This is a genomic window from Citrobacter sp. GW821-FHT02E08, assembly GCF_059421685.1.
The window spans coordinates 40,952-62,104 of sequence record NZ_JBWKVL010000018.1 but is presented as its reverse complement, the minus strand read 5'-3'; the positions used below and the strand labels follow the sequence as shown (position 1 = coordinate 62,104).

20 protein-coding genes are annotated in these 21,153 nt (G+C 52.6%); 11 read left to right on the top strand and 9 right to left on the bottom strand.

Translation table 11 applies throughout. The features are described from left to right. The first annotated feature begins 19 nt into the window (after positions 1 to 19). The 5 genes from AC07UY_RS19315 to AC07UY_RS19295 all read left to right on the top strand — a co-directional run bounded on the left by AC07UY_RS19315 (position 20) and on the right by AC07UY_RS19295 (position 3,252). Positions 20 to 418: a CidA/LrgA family protein gene (locus AC07UY_RS19315; protein ID WP_203360660.1), complete on the top strand. Its 399-nt coding sequence runs from the start codon at positions 20 to 22 to the stop codon at positions 416 to 418. Continuing rightward, the gene (locus AC07UY_RS19310; protein ID WP_494661280.1) at positions 415 to 1,110 is read left to right on the top strand and encodes a CidB/LrgB family autolysis modulator; all 696 of its coding nucleotides are present in this window, start codon (positions 415 to 417) and stop codon (positions 1,108 to 1,110) included. The genes AC07UY_RS19315 and AC07UY_RS19310 overlap by 4 nt, the downstream gene beginning before the upstream one ends. 129 nt (positions 1,111 to 1,239) lie before the next feature. Continuing rightward, positions 1,240 to 2,124: a cytidine deaminase gene (gene cdd, locus AC07UY_RS19305; protein WP_494701771.1), complete on the top strand. Its 885-nt coding sequence runs from the start codon at positions 1,240 to 1,242 to the stop codon at positions 2,122 to 2,124. Positions 2,125 to 2,290: 166 nt separating this feature from the next. Then, entirely contained in the window at positions 2,291 to 3,010 is a 720-nt protein-coding gene (sanA, locus tag AC07UY_RS19300; protein ID WP_203361241.1) for an outer membrane permeability protein SanA, read from the top strand. 2 nt (positions 3,011 to 3,012) lie between these two features. Continuing rightward, positions 3,013 to 3,252 (top strand): DUF2542 family protein, encoded by a 240-nt coding sequence (locus AC07UY_RS19295; protein ID WP_203360657.1) that lies wholly within the window; start codon positions 3,013 to 3,015, stop codon positions 3,250 to 3,252. A 49-nt stretch (positions 3,253 to 3,301) separates the two neighbouring features. On the opposite strand, the gene mglC is transcribed toward AC07UY_RS19295, so the two are convergent. The 6 genes from mglC to folE form a co-directional block, all read right to left on the bottom strand. Continuing rightward, positions 3,302 to 4,312 carry a galactose/methyl galactoside ABC transporter permease MglC gene (mglC, locus tag AC07UY_RS19290; protein ID WP_203360656.1) on the bottom strand — a complete coding sequence of 337 codons (1,011 nt, stop codon included), beginning with the start codon at positions 4,310 to 4,312 and terminating at the stop codon, positions 3,302 to 3,304. 15 nt (positions 4,313 to 4,327) lie between these two features. Next, the gene (gene mglA, locus AC07UY_RS19285; RefSeq protein WP_203360655.1) at positions 4,328 to 5,848 is read right to left on the bottom strand and encodes a galactose/methyl galactoside ABC transporter ATP-binding protein MglA; all 1,521 of its coding nucleotides are present in this window, start codon (positions 5,846 to 5,848) and stop codon (positions 4,328 to 4,330) included. Positions 5,849 to 5,927: 79 nt separating this feature from the next. Further along, a complete protein-coding gene (gene mglB, locus AC07UY_RS19280) occupies positions 5,928 to 6,926 on the bottom strand; it encodes a galactose/glucose ABC transporter substrate-binding protein MglB (RefSeq protein WP_203360654.1) in 999 nt (332 codons plus the stop codon). Between the two features lie 297 nt (positions 6,927 to 7,223). Beyond that, positions 7,224 to 8,246, bottom strand: coding sequence for an HTH-type transcriptional regulator GalS (galS, locus tag AC07UY_RS19275; protein WP_203360653.1), 1,023 nt, complete (start codon positions 8,244 to 8,246; stop codon positions 7,224 to 7,226). Between the two features lie 149 nt (positions 8,247 to 8,395). Further along, the gene (yeiB, locus tag AC07UY_RS19270; protein WP_494661282.1) at positions 8,396 to 9,553 is read right to left on the bottom strand and encodes a DUF418 domain-containing protein YeiB; all 1,158 of its coding nucleotides are present in this window, start codon (positions 9,551 to 9,553) and stop codon (positions 8,396 to 8,398) included. Positions 9,554 to 9,567: 14 nt separating this feature from the next. After that, entirely contained in the window at positions 9,568 to 10,236 is a 669-nt protein-coding gene (gene folE / locus AC07UY_RS19265; RefSeq protein ID WP_043000121.1) for a GTP cyclohydrolase I FolE, read from the bottom strand. Between the two features lie 329 nt (positions 10,237 to 10,565). On the opposite strand from folE, the gene fghA reads away from it, so the two are divergent. Both fghA and AC07UY_RS19255 read left to right on the top strand, forming a co-directional pair. Beyond that, positions 10,566 to 11,402, top strand: coding sequence for an S-formylglutathione hydrolase (gene fghA, locus AC07UY_RS19260; RefSeq protein ID WP_203360651.1), 837 nt, complete (start codon positions 10,566 to 10,568; stop codon positions 11,400 to 11,402). 284 nt (positions 11,403 to 11,686) lie between these two features. Beyond that, a complete protein-coding gene (locus AC07UY_RS19255; protein ID WP_494701770.1) occupies positions 11,687 to 13,672 on the top strand; it encodes a ligand-gated channel protein in 1,986 nt (661 codons plus the stop codon). Between the two features lie 104 nt (positions 13,673 to 13,776). Here the strand turns inward: AC07UY_RS19255 and lysP are convergent, their stop codons facing one another. Then, positions 13,777 to 15,246 (bottom strand): lysine-specific permease, encoded by a 1,470-nt coding sequence (gene lysP / locus AC07UY_RS19250; protein WP_203360649.1) that lies wholly within the window; start codon positions 15,244 to 15,246, stop codon positions 13,777 to 13,779. Positions 15,247 to 15,456: 210 nt separating this feature from the next. Between lysP and AC07UY_RS19245 the strand changes: the two genes are divergently transcribed. Both AC07UY_RS19245 and AC07UY_RS19240 read left to right on the top strand, forming a co-directional pair. After that, positions 15,457 to 15,927, top strand: coding sequence for a hypothetical protein (locus tag AC07UY_RS19245; RefSeq protein ID WP_494701769.1), 471 nt, complete (start codon positions 15,457 to 15,459; stop codon positions 15,925 to 15,927). Next, positions 15,924 to 16,412, top strand: a complete 489-nt coding sequence (locus tag AC07UY_RS19240) for a hypothetical protein (protein WP_494661286.1) — start codon at positions 15,924 to 15,926, stop codon at positions 16,410 to 16,412. The genes AC07UY_RS19245 and AC07UY_RS19240 overlap by 4 nt, the downstream gene beginning before the upstream one ends. Here AC07UY_RS19240 and yieE read toward each other — a convergent pair. Continuing rightward, positions 16,393 to 17,271 (bottom strand): DNA-binding transcriptional regulator YeiE, encoded by an 879-nt coding sequence (yieE, locus tag AC07UY_RS19235; RefSeq protein ID WP_494661287.1) that lies wholly within the window; start codon positions 17,269 to 17,271, stop codon positions 16,393 to 16,395. The two genes, AC07UY_RS19240 and yieE, sit on opposite strands and share 20 nt — an antisense overlap. A 120-nt stretch (positions 17,272 to 17,391) precedes the next feature. On the opposite strand from yieE, the gene AC07UY_RS19230 reads away from it, so the two are divergent. Both AC07UY_RS19230 and nfo read left to right on the top strand, forming a co-directional pair. After that, positions 17,392 to 18,441, top strand: a complete 1,050-nt coding sequence (locus AC07UY_RS19230) for a YeiH family protein (protein ID WP_192612810.1) — start codon at positions 17,392 to 17,394, stop codon at positions 18,439 to 18,441. Positions 18,442 to 18,520: 79 nt separating this feature from the next. Further along, the gene (gene nfo / locus AC07UY_RS19225) at positions 18,521 to 19,378 is read left to right on the top strand and encodes a deoxyribonuclease IV (RefSeq protein ID WP_494661289.1); all 858 of its coding nucleotides are present in this window, start codon (positions 18,521 to 18,523) and stop codon (positions 19,376 to 19,378) included. A 75-nt stretch (positions 19,379 to 19,453) separates the two neighbouring features. Here nfo and fruA read toward each other — a convergent pair whose 3' ends face one another. After that, on the bottom strand, positions 19,454 to 21,145 hold the full coding sequence (gene fruA, locus AC07UY_RS19220; RefSeq protein WP_494701768.1) for a PTS fructose transporter subunit IIBC: 1,692 nt from the start codon (positions 21,143 to 21,145) through the stop codon (positions 19,454 to 19,456). Between the last annotated feature and the right edge of the window lie 8 nt (positions 21,146 to 21,153).

Sequence of the window (21,153 nt, the reverse complement as noted above, 5' to 3'; positions counted from 1 at the left end):
CTCATCAAGGACGTTTACTATGAGTAAATCACTGAATATTGTCTGGCAATATTTACGCGCATTTGTGCTGATCTATGCCTGCTTATATGCCGGTATTTTTATTGCGTCGCTGCTTCCCATTACGATTCCCGGCAGCATCATCGGCATGCTGATCCTCTTCGTTTTACTGGCACTGCAAATTCTGCCGGCTAAATGGGTCAACCCGGGCTGCTACGTGCTGATTCGCTATATGGCATTACTTTTCGTTCCCATTGGCGTTGGCGTAATGCAGTACTTTGACCTGCTACGCGCGCAGTTTGGGCCTGTCATTGTCTCTTGCGCGATAAGTACGCTGGTCGTCTTTCTGGTGGTTAGCTGGAGCTCGCATATTGTGCATGGCGAACGAAAAGTGATTGGGCATAAAGGATCAAAACAATGATGTCGTACATCTGGTGGTCATTACCTCTGACACTGGCGGTGTTTTTTGCAGCACGCAAACTGGCGGTACGTTTTAAGATGCCATTGCTGAACCCGCTGCTGGTCGCCATGGTGGTCATCATTCCGTTGCTTATCCTCACCGGGACGCCTTACGAACACTATTTTCAGGGCAGCAAAGTGCTGAACGACCTGCTGCAACCTGCTGTGGTCGCGCTGGCCTATCCGCTTTATGAGCAACTGCACCAGATCCGCGCCCGCTGGAAATCCATCATCACTATCTGTTTCTTTGGCAGCGTGGTCGCCATGGTGACGGGCACGTCGGTGGCCTTGTTAATGGGCGCCACGCCTGAAATCGCCGCATCGGTATTGCCTAAATCTGTCACCACGCCTATCGCGATGGCGGTTGGGGGGAGTCTTGGCGGCATTCCGGCGATCAGCGCCGTATGCGTGATATTTGTCGGGATCCTCGGAGCCGTCTTTGGTCATACGCTGTTAAACGCCATGCGGATCCGTACTAAAGCCGCGCGCGGGCTGGCAATGGGAACCGCATCACATGCCCTCGGCACTTCACGTTGTGCTGAGCTGGATTACCAGGAAGGCGCCTTTAGTTCGCTGGCGCTGGTGATTTGCGGGATCATCACATCGCTTTTGGCTCCCTTTTTGTTTCCTGTCATTCTGGCCGTGGTGGGTTAAAATTTGCGATGCGTCGCGCATTTTTAGTTTAAGTTTCATAAGTTGCACAAGTAATGAGATATGAATCACATATAAAGCGGTAACAGGCCCGTACACTACCATTCCATTACATTGTTATGAGGCAACGCTATGCATCCACGTTTTCAAACTGCTTTTGCCCAACTAGCGGATAATTTGCAATCAGCGCTGGCACCACTTCTGGCGGATAAGCATTTCCCCGCCATGCTGAGTGCGGAGCAGGTCTCGACGCTTAAAAGTGAATCGGGGCTGGACGAAGACGCGCTGGCTTTCGCGCTCCTGCCGCTGGCTGCCGCCTGCGCGCGTACCGACCTTTCCCATTTTAACGTTGGCGCCGTGGCGCGCGGCGTCAGTGGGAGATGGTATTTCGGTGGGAACATGGAGTTCCTGGGGGCCACCATGCAGCAAACCGTCCATGCCGAACAAAGCGCCATCAGCCACGCCTGGTTACGCGGCGAAAAAGCCCTTGCCGCCATTACCGTCAACTACACCCCGTGTGGTCACTGCCGTCAGTTTATGAACGAACTGAACAGCGGACTGGATCTGCGCATTCACCTGCCAGGCCGCGAGCCGCACACGCTGCGTCACTATTTGCCAGACGCTTTCGGCCCGAAAGATCTGGAGATCAAAACGCTGCTGATGGACGAACAAGATCATGGTTTCGCGCTGCAAGGCGACGCGCTGACTCAGGAAGCGATTCGCGCAGCCAACCGATGCCATATGCCCTACAGCAACTCCCCGAGCGGTGTGGCGCTGGAGTGCAAAGACGGGCGTATTTTCACCGGTAGCTATGCTGAAAACGCCGCCTTTAACCCAACGCTGCCGCCTCTGCAAGGCGCATTAAACCTGCTGAATCTGAACGGTTACGACTACTCGGATATCCAGCGTGCAATTCTGGCAGAGAAAGCGGATGCGCCGTTGATTCAATGGGATGCCACCGCCGCGACGCTGAAAGCGTTGGGCTGCGACAACATCGAGCGCGTACTGCTGGCGTAAATCGTTGTGCCCGGTGGCGCAAGCTTACCGGGCCTGAAACGGCAAGCACCTTCCGGCAAGGTTGGAGTCTGTCGAAAATCCCCGCAATCAGACTACCGTTTCTTGCGCAACGCCGCTGGGTAAAGTAGCCTGATTGAAAATTCTTCCTTTTATCGAGTTCTTCGCAATGTTAAAGCGTCTGTTTTACAGCCTGTTAGTCCTGGTCGGCTTGCTGCTGTTAACTGCGCTTGGCCTCGACAGATGGATGAGCTGGAAAACGGCCCCGTACATCTATGACGAATTGCAGGACCTGCCCTATCGCCAGGTTGGCGTGGTCTTAGGCACCGCCAAATACTATCGCACCGGCGTGATTAATCAGTATTACCGCTACCGTATTCAGGGCGCGCTTAACGCCTACAACAGCGGTAAGGTTAACTACCTTCTGCTTAGCGGCGACAATGCACTGCAAAGCTATAACGAGCCGATGACGATGCGTAAAGATCTCATCGCAGCAGGCGTTGATCCTGCCGATATCGTGCTCGATTACGCGGGCTTTCGCACGCTGGACTCGATTGTGCGCACCCGCAAGGTCTTTGATACCAACGATTTCATCATCATCACTCAGCGCTTCCACTGTGAACGCGCCTTATTCATTGCGCTGCATATGGGAATACAGGCGCAGTGTTACGCGGTGCCTTCGCCAAAAGATATGCTCACCGTCCGGGTGCGCGAATTCGGCGCGCGTTTTGGCGCGCTGGCCGACCTCTATCTCTTCAAGCGTGAACCGCGCTTTTTAGGCCCGCTGGTGCCCATTCCCGCTATGCATCAGGTCCCTGACGATGCACAGGGTTATCCGGCGGTAACGCCTGAGCAACTGCTGGAATTACAAAAGAAACAAGGAAAATAAGCGTGGAAGATAAAACCCTTTTTATCGTAATTGGCGTACTGATGGTCGTCGTCTGGACCTTCCGGCAAGGGCTAAAGGGGATACGCACTGGCGTCATCGAGAAAACGGTCAAAGGCTCGCAAGAGCCACTCTTAATTCAACGTTCCGCAGAACCCACGACGTACTGGATCTATATCGGTGTCTATTTTGGGCTTTCGCTGGGCGCACTGCTGGTGGGAATTTGGTTAGTCTTTCTCAAATAAAAAAACCGGTGCAGAACGTCTCTGCACCGGTTTGTTTTCCGTTGATGAATTACTTCTTACGGGCGTATTTCAGAGAATCCAGCGCGACCGCGAAGATAATGATGCCGCCCTTAATGATGTACTGCCAGTAAGGGTTCACGCCGATATAGGTCAAACCGTAGTTGATGACGGTGAAGATAATCACACCGGTCACGACCCCGAAGACGGTCCCTACCCCACCGCTGAACGACACGCCGCCAACCACGCACGCCGCAATCGCATCCAGTTCGTACATGAAGCCAAGGTTGTTGGTAGCAGAACCGATACGACCGGCTTCCAGTAAACCACCAAAAGCGTAGAACACACCTGACAATGCGTAGATCATCAGCAGGTTCAGCGCGACGTTAACACCAGAGACTTTTGCCGCTTCCGGGTTACCGCCGATAGCAAAAATGTTTTTGCCAAAGCGGGTTTTGTTCCACAGCACCCATACGAAAGCTACAGCAATCAGCGCATAGAAGGTGATGTAAGAGAGTCGGAAACTGCCCAGCGCAATAAAGCCCTGCGCGAAGGTCGAGAAGCCGCTATCAAAGCCAGAGATTGGCGATGCCCCCACGAAGTCGTAGTAGAGGGAGTTGATACCGTAAACGATGATCATCGTGCCAAGGGTTGTGATAAACGGCGTCACATTGAGGTAGGCAATAATAATGCCGTTCACCAGACCGATAATGGCCCCCACCGCACAGACGATCAGGATCACCAGCGCAATAGGCATGGTCGCCATTTCTGGGAAGACTTTATTGACGTTTTCCATCGATTGCAGCAGCGTCGCCGCAACCACCGCCGCCAGCCCGACCTGACGCCCCGCTGACAGGTCAGTTCCCTGGGTAACAATCAGTCCGGCAACACCCAATGCGATGATGATACGTACGGAAGACTGCGTCAGGATGTTACTCAAGTTCAGCAGACTTAAGAATGTGGGGTCCTGGAAAATAATAATGGCCAGTAAGACTAAAAGAACGACGTAAATGCCGCCTTCTTTTAGATAAGTAAGAAAACTTTTCTTATTTAACGCACTCATGAGGAGCCCCTGATCTTAAAGGTGCAAAGACGCAAGACGCAGAATTTCGTTTTGCGTAGTCGTTTTGGTGTCAACAATTCCAGCAACGAGACCGTTACTCATTACCAGAATACGATCTGTGATCCCTAACAATTCCGGCATCTCCGAGGAGATGATAATGATTCCCTTCTCTTTCTTCGCCAGCTCCGCGATTAACTGATAAATTTCAAATTTCGCGCCCACATCAATCCCACGCGTAGGTTCGTCCAGCATTAATATTTCTGGCTGAGTTAACAACCAACGGCCAATAATGACCTTTTGCTGGTTTCCGCCCGAAAGAGAACCAATTTGCGTACGGTGGCCCGGCGTTTTTACCCGCATAGAGTCAATGACCCATTGGGTATCACTCTTCATCCGGGAGTTGTCCAACAGACCGACTTTATTTTTGTAATTATGAATATTGGAAATCAAGGAGTTGAAGCCAATATCCAGATAGGCGTAAATACCGGTCGAACGACGCTCTTCCGTCACCAGCGCAAAACCATGGTTAATGGCTTCATTAGCACTGTGGTTGTTAATCTTTTTGCCGTGCAACGTAATGGTGCCAGACGATTTTTCACGGATACCAAACAGCGTTTCAACGATGTCCGTACGTTTTGCCCCGACCAGACCGGCAATCCCCAGGATCTCGCCTTTATGCAGATCAAACGAGATGTCACGGATTGAAGGCTGACGTAACGAGGTCAGATTACGCACTTCCAGAATCACTTCGCCAGGCGTGTTTTCTTTGTCCGGGAAGCGCTGGTTCAGCGAGCGCCCGACCATCATGGCGATAATTTTGTCCATATTCAGCCCTTCCAGCGGTTGTGTCGCAATCCACTGGCCGTCGCGCAAGACAGTGACCTCATCGCATAACTGGAAAATTTCTTCCATTTTATGAGAGATATAGACAATACCGCAGCCGCGATCTTTCAGCTTACGAATAATGGTAAACAGATGATTAACCTCTTTCTCTGTTAATGAAGAGGTCGGTTCATCCATAATCACGATTTTAGCGTTATACGAGAACGCTTTCGCAATTTCGATCATCTGCATTTGTGAAACGGATAACGTCCCCACTCGCGCCCGCGGGTCGATATCAATATCCAGCTCATCAAATATCGCTTTGGTATCGCGATACATTTTGTCCTGATCAACAAACATGCCTTTCGTGGGATAACGCCCCAGCCACATGTTGTCCATCACGGAACGCTGCAACACCAGGTTTAATTCCTGGTGAACCATCGAAATGCCATTCTCCAGCGCTTCTTTGGCAGAATGAAAATCGATTTCTTTGCCCTGAAATAAAATGCTGCCAGAATCTTTTTGATAGATTCCAAAAAGACATTTTAATAATGTTGATTTCCCTGCACCGTTTTCTCCCATTAATGCATGAATGGAATGGGGGCGGACTTTTAAATTGACATTATCAAGTGCCTTAACGCCGGGAAAAGACTTGTTGATGCCGCTCATTTCTAACAAGAATTCGCCTGACGACTGAGTAGTAGTGCTGACCATAATTATACCTTGTTGGCCTCGCAGAGTGCGTTATTAAAGGGCGCAAGAGATTTGCGCCCGAGAAAACGGATAACAACGATTATTTTTTGGTGAACTCAGTCAGATTATCTTTATCAACACCTACGTAAGGAACGCGAACAATTTTGTTCTCAATTTTCCAGTTGGTGCCTTCAGCAGCGGCTTTGCCATCCGCCAGGTTTTTCGCCAGATCGAACGTCGCTTTCGCCTGGTTGTTGGCATCGTTCAGCACGGTACCCGCCAGCGTGCCGGATTTCACCAGAGCCAGCGCTTCAGGCAATGCATCCACACCAAATACCGGTACGCTGGTTTTGTTGTGCGCTTTCAGGGCTTCTACAGCACCCATTGCCATTGCATCGTTGTTGGCGATAACCACTTCAATTTTGTTGGCGTTCGGACCGGACAACCAGGCATCCATTTTATCTTTCGCCTGTGCGGTATCCCACATTGCGGTATCTAACTGCAGCTGCTCGGTTTTGATGCCTTTATCGTTCAGCTCTTTGATAACGTAGGTGGTACGGGCTTCAGCATCCGGGTGGCCCGGCTCGCCTTTCAGCAGAACAAACTGAATTTGGCCATCTTTGTTCAGATCCCAACCCTGATTCGCCTGCCAGTGTTTCGCAATCAGGTCGCCCTGAATAATTCCGGATTCTTTAGAGTCAGTGCCGACGTAATAGGCTTTGTCATAGCTGTCCAGCGCCTTACGGGAAGGTTCTTTGTTGAAGAAGACAACCGGGACATTCTGACCACGCGCTTTCTCAATCACTGTGCCTGCCGCCGCCGGATCAACCAGGTTGATCGCCAGCGCTTTCACGCCTTTCGCCAGCAGAACGTCGATCTGGTCGTTTTGTTTAGACTGATCGTTCTGGGAGTCATTCATCAGCAGCTGTACGTCAGGTGCCGCTTTGGCATCTTGCTCGATCGCCTTACGTACCACGGACATAAAGTTATCGTCATATTTATAGATCGTCACACCAATGCGGGTATCAGCAGCGTGCGCAGCCGCGCCGAATAACATGCTTGCCATCACAGCAGACAGAGTCAACACCTTCTTATTCATGGTATCTCCGGTTTTATTATGCAGGGTAGTACTTGAGAAAAATGCTCGGCAGGGCAGAACGTTAATGAAGTGTTACTGAACGCCGAAGCTCACTTTTAAAAAATCTTTATTCCGTGCCCGGTAACGCTCCAAAAATAGGCTTTAATTATTGTTTAAAGCGCTAACGCAGCGGTAAAACTGATTGCTCACCGTTACATAATAGTTACAGCGCTTGAAACGGTGCCATCATAGCCATCACATTGTTAAGATACTGTGAATTTACTCACATATTGAAAGCGGTTACATACAACGACATTTTTAGTTAGTGATCAGGGCCGCATTCTGTCGCAATGCCACGGAATGCCGACGCACCAGAGTCGGCATAAAACAGTGCGTTGCGGACGCATCTAACGTTCCTGCTGCGCCCTGTAACGCCAGCTCAGTCGCCATTTTTGCCATTGACGCAATCGGGTAGCGCACCGTCGTCAGTTGCGGGTCGGTGTAACGTGCGATGGGAATATCATCAAAACCGATAATCGACAGGTGTAGCGGGATGGCAATACCGTTGTCCTTCAACGCGGTGAGCGCGCCGGCGGCCATGTTGTCGTTGTAAGCAAACACGGCGGTGAGTTGCAGGTTGCGCCCCAAAAGCTCAACCATGGCGGATTCGCCACCCGGCATGTCAGGCGAGCCTGTACCAACCCAACTCTCAGACGGGGTGATCCCCTGCTCTCTCAATGCGGCTAACCACCCTTCTTTCCGCATCGCGTCATCTTCAATACGGTGGCTGGAAGCCAGATAGCCAATGCGTTGATGGCCATTATTAAGCAGCATCCGCGTGGCCATTTTTGCGCCGCTGATATTGTCCAGACAGACGCAGCGGTGGGCATAGCCGGGGATGAGACGGTTGATCAGCACCATGCCGGGGATCTGATCCATAAATTCGCTCAGTTCCCGATCGCTTAGCGCTTTTGAGTGGACAATCAGGGCGTTGCAGCGTTGGCGGATCAACACCTCAATGGCATGCCGTTCTTTTTCAGCCTCGTGGTAACTGTTGCCAATCAGCACATATTTCTGATGCTGCTGAGCAACCAGATCGACCGCTTTTACCAGCGCGCCAAAAAAGGCATCTGAGACATCCATCACCACAACGCCGATGGTGTCGCTCACCTGCGTTGCCAACGCCTGCGCATTTGCATTCGGACGATAACCCAGTGAAGTGACCGCTTTCATGACGGCGTCACGCGTATCAGGACTCACCAACGTACTGTTATTCAGTACACGAGAAACGGTAGCCACAGAGACACCCGCCTGACGTGCCACATCACGAATGGTTATCATATTCACTACCCTGTTTGAAATTGCCGTTGCTCACAGACACCCCCTTTGCAGGCGGCCATTTTGTCAGCGACGCGCGGAGGACTGCGTGAGTAAGGTCACAGGGTTGGAAACGGTTACATGCGTTTTGTTAATGAATGTGATCCAGATCGTTATCTGGATGATCGAGATAATGATGCCCCTGACGCACGTAGGGTCAATTGACGCCACAGCCATTCCACCGGCCCCTGCCGCCAGAAATGGAGCCAAATGACGGAGAAAAGCAGGTTCGCCAGCCACACCGGAACCACAAACAGCAGCAGTTCCAGTCGGTCGAATTTCATAAACAAACCGAAGTGATAAAACAGCGTGGTACAGATCAGCGTCTGCAAGAGGTAATTACTCAGCGCCATTCGCCCTACGCAAGCAATGGCAATAACCAGTTTGCTGCGGCTCAACTGAGGCCAGAAGCCAAACATCAGCGCGGTGTACCCCAGCGTTTGAAACGGCGCGCTCAGCTCTCGCGGCGCCTGTAACAGAAAACCGCACCAACGCCAGGCCCAGTCCAACTGCCATTGCGCGACGATGGCGGGCAGATTAATCAAGACCCCGGCGACAATCAGTAAGGTGCCTGTTCGGCGGTAGTGATGCAGGCTGTACTGACCTTTCAACCAGCCGCTTCGCATTAACGCCGCCCCCAGCAACATCATCCCCGCCAGTTGCCAGCCATACTGCGCCCCCAGCGCCAGCAAACTGTTCGACAGCCCGTCAATTCGATTGCTGATGGCTTCCACTCCCCCGTTCAGCTTCCAGTATTTTTCATACAACAGCGCGGAAGCATCCGGGGTCCAGGCCCGGCTGATCTCATTACCCGAGATCGTTCCCAGCAGCAGCAAAACACCAATCCCAGCCAGATAAAGCACGACGCCGGTATTGAACAGACTCTTCACGGAGGGAGCGTCGCGCACCAGTCGCCAACAAATCAGCCCCACAAGACCGTAGGCCAGCAAAATGTCACCATCCCAGAAAAACAGGGCGTGAATAAATCCTAGCAATACCAGTAGCGTCAGACGTGACTGGATCCAGTGTTTGCCGCGCGGCAGCAACATTTGCAGCCCCGCGCCGAACAACAGTGCAAAGAGTGTGAGAAATTTGGCCTGCGCAAAGAGGTCGAGGACAGCCCAGGTCCAGGCATCCGCAGTGGTAATATCGCCGTACCAGGCGGGATTGAGATACGCGGCCTTTGGCAAACCAAAGGCGCTGATATTGAGAAGCAGAATGCCCAGGATGGCAACGCCACGAACAAAATCCAGCGTGACATTACGCTCCATAGTCTGGGCCTTAATCAGTTGTGGTGACGAACAGCGCGCAGAAACTCCTGGCGGGTATTCTGGCTGGATTTAAACAACCCGCCGAGCGAGGTCGTCGTCGTTGCGCTGGTCGCATCGCGAATTCCACGCGCTTTCACACAGTAATGCACTGCGTCAATCGACACCGCCACATTGTTAGTACCGAGTAACGTTTGCAGCGCCGTCAGAATTTGCTGGGTCAAACGCTCCTGAACCTGCGGGCGTTGGGCAAAAAACTGCACGATACGGTTAATTTTCGACAGGCCAATCACCGACTCTTTCGGGATATATGCCACCGTCGCCTTCCCATCGATGGTCACGAAATGGTGTTCGCAGGTGCTGGTCAGGGTGATATCACGCACCGTTACCATTTCATCGACCTTCATTTTATTTTCAATGACGGTGATTTTGGGGAAGTTGGCGTAATCAAGACCGGAGAAGATCTCATCGACATACATCTTGGCGATGCGGTGAGGCGTCTCCATCAGACTGTCATCGCTCAAATCAAGATTCAATAACTGCATGATCTCAGTCATGTGGCCTGAGATAAGACGTTTGCGCGTTTCGTTATCCATCTCATGCACGGGCGGGCGCAGCGGGGTTTCCAGACCACGCGCAACCAGCGCTTCATGAACCAGGGCCGCTTCTTTACTGAGTGATGACATTTCTTTTTCTCCTGCAGGTGTGGCGCCTCTGCCCTACGTGGGGCAAAGTTTTTAAGCTGTATGACAGCCCAAACATTGTGCGTGAGGCCGCGCACATAATCCAGTATTCGCAGTGATAATTATTGAAATTGACGCTGCCTTTCATCACCTGGATTTTACACGCCTCCCCTGACCGGCAAACCTGATGGCTCACGATGCCTGAGTGTTAATGCAAAGTTGTGTAGATGATGAAGCATGTTAGCTAAATGCGGAAGTGAAAGTTACTCACAGCACAATGAATAATCTGTATTATGGGGAGTTCACAACGCACAACACAACAGGAGCCACGCATGGAAATGCTCGAAGAGCACCGCTGTTTTGAAGGCTGGCAGCAACGCTGGCGGCACGACGCCAGCACGCTGAATTGCGCGATGACATTCAGTATTTTTCTTCCCCCTCCCCGTGATACCGCGCCGCCTCCCGTGCTGTACTGGCTGTCAGGGTTGACCTGCAATGATGAAAACTTCACCACCAAAGCCGGTGCGCAGCGCATCGCGGCAGAACTGGGGATTGTGCTGGTCATGCCAGACACCAGCCCGCGTGGTGAACAGGTCGCCGATGATGAACATTACGATTTGGGCAAAGGCGCCGGATTCTACCTGAATGCGACACAGCAGCCCTGGGCCACGCATTTTCGCATGTATGATTATCTGCGCGATGAACTGCCATTGCTTATCCAGTCGCAATTTAACGTCAGCAGCCGCTGCGCTATCAGCGGACATTCGATGGGCGGACATGGCGCACTCATCATGGCGCTGAAGAATCCCGGTAAATACACCAGCGTTTCCGCTTTTGCGCCCATTGTGAATCCGAGTCGCGTGCCGTGGGGTGAAAAAGCCTTTACCGCGTATTTGGGTGAAGAGAGGACGCAGTGGGCCGAGTGGGATAGCTGTGCGTTAATGCTGGCCAGTAAACCCGAACACGCCATTCCAACGCTGGTGGATCAGGGGGATAACGATCAATTCCTCGCCGATCAGCTCCAGCCTGCGGTACTGGCGGAAGCGGCTCGCCAGACGTCATGGCCAATGACACTGCGCATTCAACCCGGTTACGATCACAGCTATTACTTCATTGCCTCTTTTATTGAGGATCATCTGCGGTTCCACGCACAGCATTTGTTGAAGTAATTTTGGAGGGCGCAAGCCCTCCTTCTCCTCCCGCGTATCTTCATTTTTCCTTCACATTCCCGCCATATTTACATTTATATATCTTATTGATTTAAAACTATTTCAACTCAAACTCACACAAACACAAATGATTCCAATTATCATTTGTGTTTACAAAAAATCATTCTTTTGTACAATTCCCCCGCCTCATCTACGTAAAGAATACTTAAAAGACAAATACATACAGTCGTCGTGGCTTTACACATGACACGCAGTTTTTTTATTCATTTAATGGAATGATACAAATGACCATACCTCACGTTAAGGCCGTAGCTATCGCAGTAAGCGTAGCCAGCCTCCCATCAGTCACCCATGCTGCTGACCAGGACACCGTCGTTGTTACCGCTACGGGATTTGAGCAGAAGATTCAGAACGCCCCCGCCTCCATCTCTGTGATTACCAAACAGCAGATTGAGGATAAAGCCTATCGCGATGTCACCGATGCGCTAAAAGATGTCCCTGGCGTGGTAGTGACTGGCGGCGGGAGCAGTAGCGACATCAGTATTCGCGGCATGGCCTCGCAATACACACTTTTCCTGGTCAACGGCAAGCGAATCAGTACCCGTGGCACGCGACCGAACAGCGATAACGCCGGGATTGAACAAGGCTGGCTGCCCCCACTGGAGTCTATTGAGCGGATTGAGGTGATTCGTGGACCGATGTCATCTCTTTACGGTTCAGACGCGATGGGCGGCGTGATCAACGTGATCACCAAGAAAGTCTCCAATACCAAAGGCTGGACCGGTTCTCTGCATGGCGATGCCACCTTCCAGGAAAACAGTGATTCCGGCGATCTCTTCCAGACAAACGCCTATGCCTCTGGTCCATTAATTGACGGATTGCTGGGTGCTAAAGTGACAGGGTTGCTGTCACGCCGCGCCGAGGATCAGATCGTCAATGGCTTTAATGAGCAGCGCCTGCGCAACGGCGGCCTGACACTTAACTTTACGCCAGATGAAAAAAACGATGTTGATTTCGACATTGCGCGCGAATTGCAGGACCGCGACAGCACGCCGGGTATGTCAATGGCGGAAGTCACCTGCCGTGGCACCACCTGTAAACCCAACACCAAAAGCGAAAACCGCTACGAGCACACCACGTACTCATTAACACACAGCGGTTATTACGATGACTTCAACACCACCAGCTACGTTCAGCAGGAAGAGACCAATAACCCGGGTCGCGAGATGAAGTCTTACAATACGATTTTCAACAACCAGAACCAGATATTCCTCGGCGCACATACTCTGACGCTGGGCGGGCAATACCGTTATGAAAAACTCCGCGATAACGGAAACCAGTTGCAGGCGGCCGATGGCCTGAACAAACTGACGCGCTGGAGCTGGGCGCTGTTTGCTGAAGATGAGTGGGCGGTAACCGACACCTTCACGCTGACCGGCGGCCTGCGAATGGATAAAGATGAAAACTACGGCGACAACTGGACGCCACGCGGCTACGGTGTCTGGCATCTGGCGGAGCAGTGGACCGTGAAAGGTGGCGTTTCTGCGGGCTACCGCGCCCCTGATCTGCGCCAGTCTTCAGCAAGCTGGGGACAGGTCACTGGCGGTGGTCGACTGAATGGCATCATTGTGGGTAACCCGGATCTGAAACCCGAAAAAAGCCTGAGCGAAGAAATCGCCCTGCTGTGGGATAACGGCGATAACCTCAACGCCGGCGTCACCCTGTTCAACACCGATTTCAAAGACAAGATCACCGAAGTTCGCCGCTGCAACAGCAGCGCCGATCCCGCCTGTACTATCGGCGATGAAACCTACGATTTCGTCAGCGATCGTGTCAACGTTGATGAAGCAAACATGCGCGGCGTGGAATCGACGTTTGGCTGGGAGATCACCTCTGATTTGAACTGGACGGCGAACTACACCTATACCGAATCAGAGCAGAAAAGCGGCCAGTTCTCGGGTAAGCCATTGAACAAGATGCCGAAACACATGTTCAACACCACGCTGGACTGGCAGGCAACGCAGGATGTCGGTTTCTGGAGCCGCCTGAACTTCCGCGGTAAAACCTCTGAATACCTGAGCCGTACGTCAATGTCGCAGGGAACGCCCTCTTATACTCAGGTTGATGTGGGCATGCGCTACAACGCCAACAAAAATCTGCTGGTGACCGCTGGGGTATACAACGCGCTGGATAAGCAGATCGATTACGATACCTATGACACGATTCTTGATGGTCGTCGTTATACAGTCGGTTTAACGTACAACTTCTGAGTTCAGTACAACAAAAAACCCCGGCATCTCTGCCGGGGTTTTTTCTTATTCATCGTTGCCGAAGGGCTGCGCAAACACCAAATCCCGCCGACAACTGACTCACACTATTTCTTGAAGCGTTCCGGGAATTGCATTTCGCTGTAACGAACGAAGCGCGTACCTCTGGTCAGTTTGTAGCCGAACCAGATAATCAGGAACAGCGGAATACCTATGTAGGTCGCCGCCACGCCGCCCCAGTCAATGGTGTCTTTCAGGAAGGCTTCGTAGTTCTGGCCCAGCGTAATCGTCAGACACAGCACGAACGCAAAGATCGGCCCCAGCGGGAAGAATCCTGAACGATACGGTAAATCCTTAATATCATGCCCCTGCATCACATAGCCACGACGGAAACGATAGTGACTAATGGCGATCCCCAGCCAGGCGATAAAGCCCGTCATCCCGGACGTGTTCAGCAGCCACAGGTAAACAGTCTGGTTGCCAAACATAGAGGTCAGGAAGCACAGACCCGCAACCACCGTTGTCGCATACAGTGCGTTACGCGGTACCCCACCACGAGAAAGCTTCGCGAAAATACGCGGCGCTTTGCCGTCGCACGCCAGGGTGTAGAGCATACGGGTAGACGCATACATGCCCGAGTTACCCGCCGACAGTACCGCCGTCAGGATCACTGCGTTCATTACCGCTGCCGCAGAGAGCAGACCCGCGTGCTGGAAGACCAGTGTGAACGGGCTGACGCTGATGTCTTTCACGTCGTTACGCAGCAGACTCGGATCAGTGTACGGAATGATCAGGCTGATGATCAGGATGGCGAACACATAGAACAGCAGGATACGCCAGAACACCTGACGCACTGCGCGCGGAATGTTCTTCTCCGGATCTTCTGACTCACCCGCAGCAATACCAATCAGCTCGGTGCCCTGGAAAGAGAAGCCGACGATCATCGCCACGCCTATCATCGCCGCAAAGCCCCCGGCAAACGGCGCATCGCCCGTCGTCCAGTTACTCCAGCCTACCGGCTCTACGCCTTTGAAGATACCGATGATCATCATTACGCCAACCACGATAAAGATAATCACGGTGGTGACTTTGATCAGCGAGAACCAATATTCCGCCTCACCAAATCCGCGCACGGAAATGTAGTTCAGCAAGAAAATGACGCACAGGAACAGCGCACTCCAGATCCAGCCTGGCGTGTCCGGGAACCACCAGCTCATCACCAGTTGCGCCGCCACAAGGTCAACCGCAATGGTTACGGCCCAGTTGTACCAATAGTTCCAGCCCAGCGCGAAGCCAAAGCCTTCTTCTACGTAGTTCTGACCGTAAGTCGAAAACGAACCGGAAACCGGCATATATGCGGCCAGTTCACCAAGACTGGTCATCAGGAAATACACCATCAGGCCAATCAAAATGTAGGAAAACAGCGCGCCGCCTGGGCCCGCCTGAGAAATCGTTGCACCGGATGCAACGAACAAACCTGTACCGATGGAACCACCAATGGCGATCATCGTCAGGTGGCGCGCCTTAAGTTCGCGACGTAACGCGGGCGCTTCTGTGGTTTTAATTTCGGAAACCATGTGAAAATGCTATCCATCCAAAAAATGAGGCGCGATTGTAGCAGACGAATGACATTCCTTCCGGCACAAATGCGCTGTTATAAGAGACCTTCATGATGAGCGGTCAGTTATAAGTAAAGCAGTAATGTCGCAGTAGCACAAAAGCACACGCTGAGAGGCTGTAACTGGACGCAAAATAGGCGGTAACACAGGGAAAGTGGGCTAAAGGAAATGGCTAAAAAGCGAAAAGAGTTGTTCTTGCTGTCTACCGGGATGTCGATTTTCTGTCTCTATCTCTTTGTGTCTGGCCTCTATATCAGTGTCCAGATTGTTGAAGACTGGCGGTTGACACCCGATCACCTAACCGATACCTCCTGTTCTGCTTTCAGCGGTGTCATGTTTTTCGCGGCTTGCATACTGCTGGGAACCTTCACCGACTGGCGTACGAAAAAAAACAATCGGATCCATAACTGCATTTTTTATCTTTCCATTGTGTGTGTACTGCTTTTCCCAATATGGAGTGTAGTCATCACCGGTTTGCGCTTCAGCACGATTTCCCGTTACGACGATAACCCACAACTGGGTGTTTGCGAGATGAAAAGCGCTCGCGGCCATAAGATTGATATCTATGTACCGGATACAAACTGGTGTCGCGTAAATGGCTATGAAGTCAAACGCCCTGCGCCGGAGAAAGCGCCATGAAACCCAGAGAAAAACGCATCGCTCCCGACAAGGAACATAACGTTATGGAGTACGTGACAGCCATTGTTGTGATGCCCTGTCTGACGCTATTTGCGTTGTATCTGTTGCCGGATTATTTCCCGCTACTGTTCTTAACACAGGCGCCAGACTTCATTTCAGTTTCGCTGTTGAAGGCTAACTTCGTCTGCTCAATTCCCGTACTGATGGCTACATGCTGGTTATTTAATCAACAACTCTTTTTCACGCACACTGCAACACTGGCTGAAAAAACGGTATTACGCATTATTCTTGGTCTTACGCTGGCGCTGCTGCTCGTCGCCAACACGCTGATTTTCACCCTGCACTTTACCCTCTTCAGCCCGCAAAATTACGTGCGCTGCTGGGAACCCATGCCGTTCGCCACCTGGTACTACGCGAAAACTGCCGATATCTGCATGCAGCATGGGCTCGCCCCCATCCGGTTTCTTAGCTTTCCGGTTGAATGACGCAATACCGTAAAAAACGCTGCAGCGCATTGGACAAATGTTTCTGTCGATGATGAATCCGCCACAAGATGCGGTTCAAACCCGGTAATGGCACCGGCACTTCGACCAGTTTTCCGCTTTCCAGTTGCTCTTCAATCACCCGACGTGACAGGCAACTTATTCCCAGACCGTGGCGTACGGCATGTTTGATCGCCTCGGAATTGCCCAATTCCATCGCCATCTGGAATCTCGGCAAATGCGATAACAGCAGGTAATCAACAATTTCCCGCGTACCCGAGCCGCGCTCACGCAGGATCCAGGGCGCTGCCGCCAGTTGAGCCAGCGTCACCGGTCCCTGAACCAACGGAGACGTTGGCGCGGCAAATACCACCAGTTCATCTTCCAGCCACGGCTCAGAGATAATTTCCGTACTGTGGCAGGGGCCCTCAATAAGGCCAATGTCCACACGAAAATCCAGTACCGCATTGATAACGTCCTGACTGTTGCCAACACTCAGCTCCAGCGGCAAGTCGGGAAAATCCTGCCGATAGCGGGCAATGACTGCCGGTAAAATGTAGTTACCAATGGTGCTGCTGGCATACACGCGAATGGCGCCATTATCTTCGCGAAACAGCTGCTCAATTTCGACGGTCTGCTCAAGCAACGCCAACGCACGGGGATATAACAGACGCCCGTGCTCGTTAACCACCAGCCGCTTTCCTACCCGGTCAAAGAGCTGAACGCCAAGCTGGCCTTCCAGATCGGTCAGCGCTGCGCTCACGGCAGACTGCGACAACGACAACATCACGGATGCCTGGGTTGTCGAGCCGCTTTTCAGTACTTCGGTAAAGACTTCGAGTTGTCGCAGCGTGATGTGCATCGTCGTTTTCCACCCGGGCAGCGCCTGCTTACCACTTATAAAGATTAATTATAAATATATAATCAATTTTATTTTTAAACCAGTTCGCCGTACTCTTTTCTCCAACTAAAGGAGAAGGTTATGACAGAACTCACCTTACAGAATCATCGTCGTACAGTGTGGCATTTTCTTCCAGGGCTTGCCCTGAGCGCAGTAATCACTGGGGCTGCCCTGTGGGGTGGTTCCATTCCCGCCATCGGGGGGGCCGGATTCAGCGCCCTTACGCTGGCCATTTTGCTGGGAATGGTGATCGGTAATACGGTCTACCCGCAGATCTGGAAACAATGCGACGGCGGCGTACTGTTTGCCAAACAACATTTATTGCGTCTGGGGATCATTCTCTACGGCTTTCGCCTGACCTTTTCGCAGATTGCGGATGTCGGCATCAGCGGCATTGTGATTGACGTATTAACGCTCTCCAGCACCTTTATGCTGGCATGTTTTCTGGGGCAGAAAGTCTTTGGACTGGATCGCCACACCAGTTGGCTGATTGGCGCCGGGAGCAGCATTTGCGGCGCTGCCGCCGTACTGGCGACCGAACCGGTCGTGAAAGCCGAAGCCAGTAAAGTGACCGTCGCTGTTGCAACCGTCGTTATCTTCGGCACGTTGGCTATTTTTCTCTATCCGGCAATGTATCCGCTGCTGGCGCACTGGTTCAGCCCGGAGACGTACGGTATCTATATTGGGTCGACCATGCATGAAGTTGCACAGGTGGTCGCGGCAGGACACGCAATTAACCCGGATGCGGAAAACGCAGCGGTCATTGCGAAAATGCTCCGAGTGATGATGCTGGCGCCGTTCCTTATTCTGCTGGCTGCCCGTGTGAAGCAGTTGTCACCGGCCAGCGGTTCGGAAAAAAGCAAAATCACTATTCCGTGGTTTGCCGTGTTGTTCATTGTGGTTGCCATCTTTAACTCATTCCACCTGTTACCGCAGGCGGTTGTGAGCATGCTGGTGACGCTGGATACCATACTGCTGGCGATGGCGATGGCGGCTCTGGGTCTGACCACCCACGTCAGCGCGTTGAAGAAAGCGGGTGCCAAACCGTTACTGATGGCGCTGGTGCTTTTCATCTGGTTAATCGTCGGCGGTGGCATGATTAACGTTGCGATCCATAGCCTGATGGCATAAACCACTACATCCTCCTCCTGTTAACCCGCTATCATTGGGAAATGCTTTTTCTCCCCTGTGGGGTTAACAGGAGTCTTTCATGAAATATATTGGAGCGCACGTCAGCGCTGCTGGCGGTCTGGCAAATGCCGCGATTCGCGCCGCTGAAATCGAGGCGACGGCATTTGCGCTTTTCACAAAAAATCAGCGTCAATGGCGCGCAGCACCGCTCACGACTGAAACCATTGATGACTTTAAAGCTGCCTGCGAGAAATACCACTTTTCCTCGGCGCAAATCCTCCCGCACGACAGTTATCTGATCAACCTCGGCCACCCGGTCAGCGAAGCGCTGGAAAAATCACGCGATGCTTTTCTTGATGAAATGCAACGTTGCGAACTGCTCGGACTCTCGCTGCTGAACTTCCACCCGGGCAGCCACCTGATGCAGATCCCGGAAGACGAGTGTCTGGCGCGCATTGCGGAATCTATCAATATCGCCCTTTCGCAAACCGAGGGCGTCACCGCGGTGATTGAGAATACGGCAGGCCAGGGCAGTAATCTTGGCTTTAAGTTTGAACATCTTGCCGCCATCATCGATGGCGTGGAAGACAAGTCGCGCGTTGGCGTTTGTATTGATACCTGCCACGCTTTCGCCGCAGGCTACGATCTGCGCAGCGCCGCCGAGTGCGAAAAGACGTTTGCCGAGTTTGAACGCATTGTCGGGTTTAAATACCTGCGCGGCATGCATCTGAATGACGCCAAAAGCACCTTCGGCAGCCGCGTCGACCGCCACCACAGTTTAGGCGAAGGCAACATTGGGCACGATGCGTTCCGTTGGATCATGCAGGACAACCGTTTTGATGGTATTCCACTGGTTCTCGAAACCATCAATCCCGACATTTGGGTACAAGAGATTGCCTGGCTGAAAGCACAACAGACTGAAAAGGCGGTAGCCTAGTTACCATCACGCAATACATAACAAAAAGGGCAGAGAAATCTCTGCCCTTTTTATGCGAGTGTTACGCGAAGGAAATCAGGCGGCTTTTGCGACAGCCTCTGTTTCCGGGCGCTTCAGGAAAGCATATCCCAGACCCGCCACCAGCGTACCTGCAACGATAGCCATCAGATATCCCAGTACCGGCGTAATCGCCCCAGGAATCAGCAGAACAAACAGGCCGCCGTGCGGCGCCATCAGTTTCGCGCCTACCGCCATAGAGATAGCACCAGTCAATGCACCGCCGACGATACAGCATGGCAGAACACGCATCGGATCGCGGGCGGCGAAGGGAATCGCACCTTCAGTGATGAAGCACAGCCCCAACACTAACGCGGCTTTTCCCCCTTCACGCTGGGCCATATCGAACTTACTCCGCGCAACCAGCGTCGCCAGTCCCAGCGCCAGCGGTGGAACCATCCCTGCCGCCATAATCGCCGCCATCGGCGCATAGGTTTGCGTACTGAGCAGGCCAACGCCAAACGCATAGGCCGCCTTGTTAACCGGACCGCCCATATCAGTACACATCATGCCACCCAGGATAGCGCCCAGCAGCACCGCGTTCGCCGTCCCCATCGTTTGTAACCAGTGCGTCAGCCCTTCCAGAATACCGGCAACGGGTTTACCGATGAGGTAGATCATCGCCAGACCAACCACCAGACTGGAAATTAACGGAATGATCAGGATAGGTTTCAGCGCTTCCATGCTCTGCGGAAGCTTCAGCCGGGTGCTAATCAACTTCGCAATGTAACCTGCCAGGAAACCAGCAATGATCCCGCCAATAAAGCCGGAACCGGTGCTCACGGCCAGCATACCGCCGATAAGGCCTGGCGTCAGACCCGGGCGATCCGCAATTGAGAAGGCGATGTACCCAGCGAGAACCGGCACCATCAGTGCGAAAGCCGAACCGCCGCCAATCTGCATCAGCGCCGCCGCCAGCGTCCCTTGTTCTTTAAATGCCTCGATACCAAATGCGAAGGACAACGCAATACACAATCCCCCCGCAACAACCATCGGCAACATATAAGACACGCCAGTCAGCAGGTGACGATACGCCCCCGCCCCTTCTTTCTTGCCTTCCGTTCCTGCCCCCTGAGTATTGCCTGCGGGCTGATACGGCACGGCCTCAGCAACCGCTTTATCCAGTTCCTGCGCTGTTTTTTTCAGCGCCAGACCGGTCGACGTACGGTACATCGGTTTTCCGGCAAACTTGGCAAGATCAACTTCAATATCCGCCGCCACGATCACCAGATCCGCCTGCGCCACCTCTTCCGGGGTGATCGCATTGCCCGCACCAACAGAACCACGGGTTTCAACTTTCACCCACCATCCACGTTTTTTCGCTTCGGTTTCAATGGCTTCTGCCGCCATAAACGTATGGGCGACGCCTGTCGGACACGCGGTCACCGCCACAACCCGTTTCGGACCGCAGGCGGCAACCGCAGGAGCCGCCGCTACCGGCGCGCTGTACGGTTTAGCATGACCTTTCGCTTCGCTCAAAAACAGTTCCGGATGGGCGACAGCGCGTGCGATATCACCCAGCCAGACTTTTTTACCGTTCAGCGCACTGTCATTTGGCACGGTTTCGCCTAAGACGATGGCCAGTTCGGCATCATTCGGATTGTCGATAATTTCCAGTTTTGCTTTACGTGCCGCCGCTCCGAGCAGGGTTTTCGCCATATAAGCGCGAGCCTGGCCAAGATTAGCGTCAATAATCAGCAGCGTTTTCATTCTGCTTC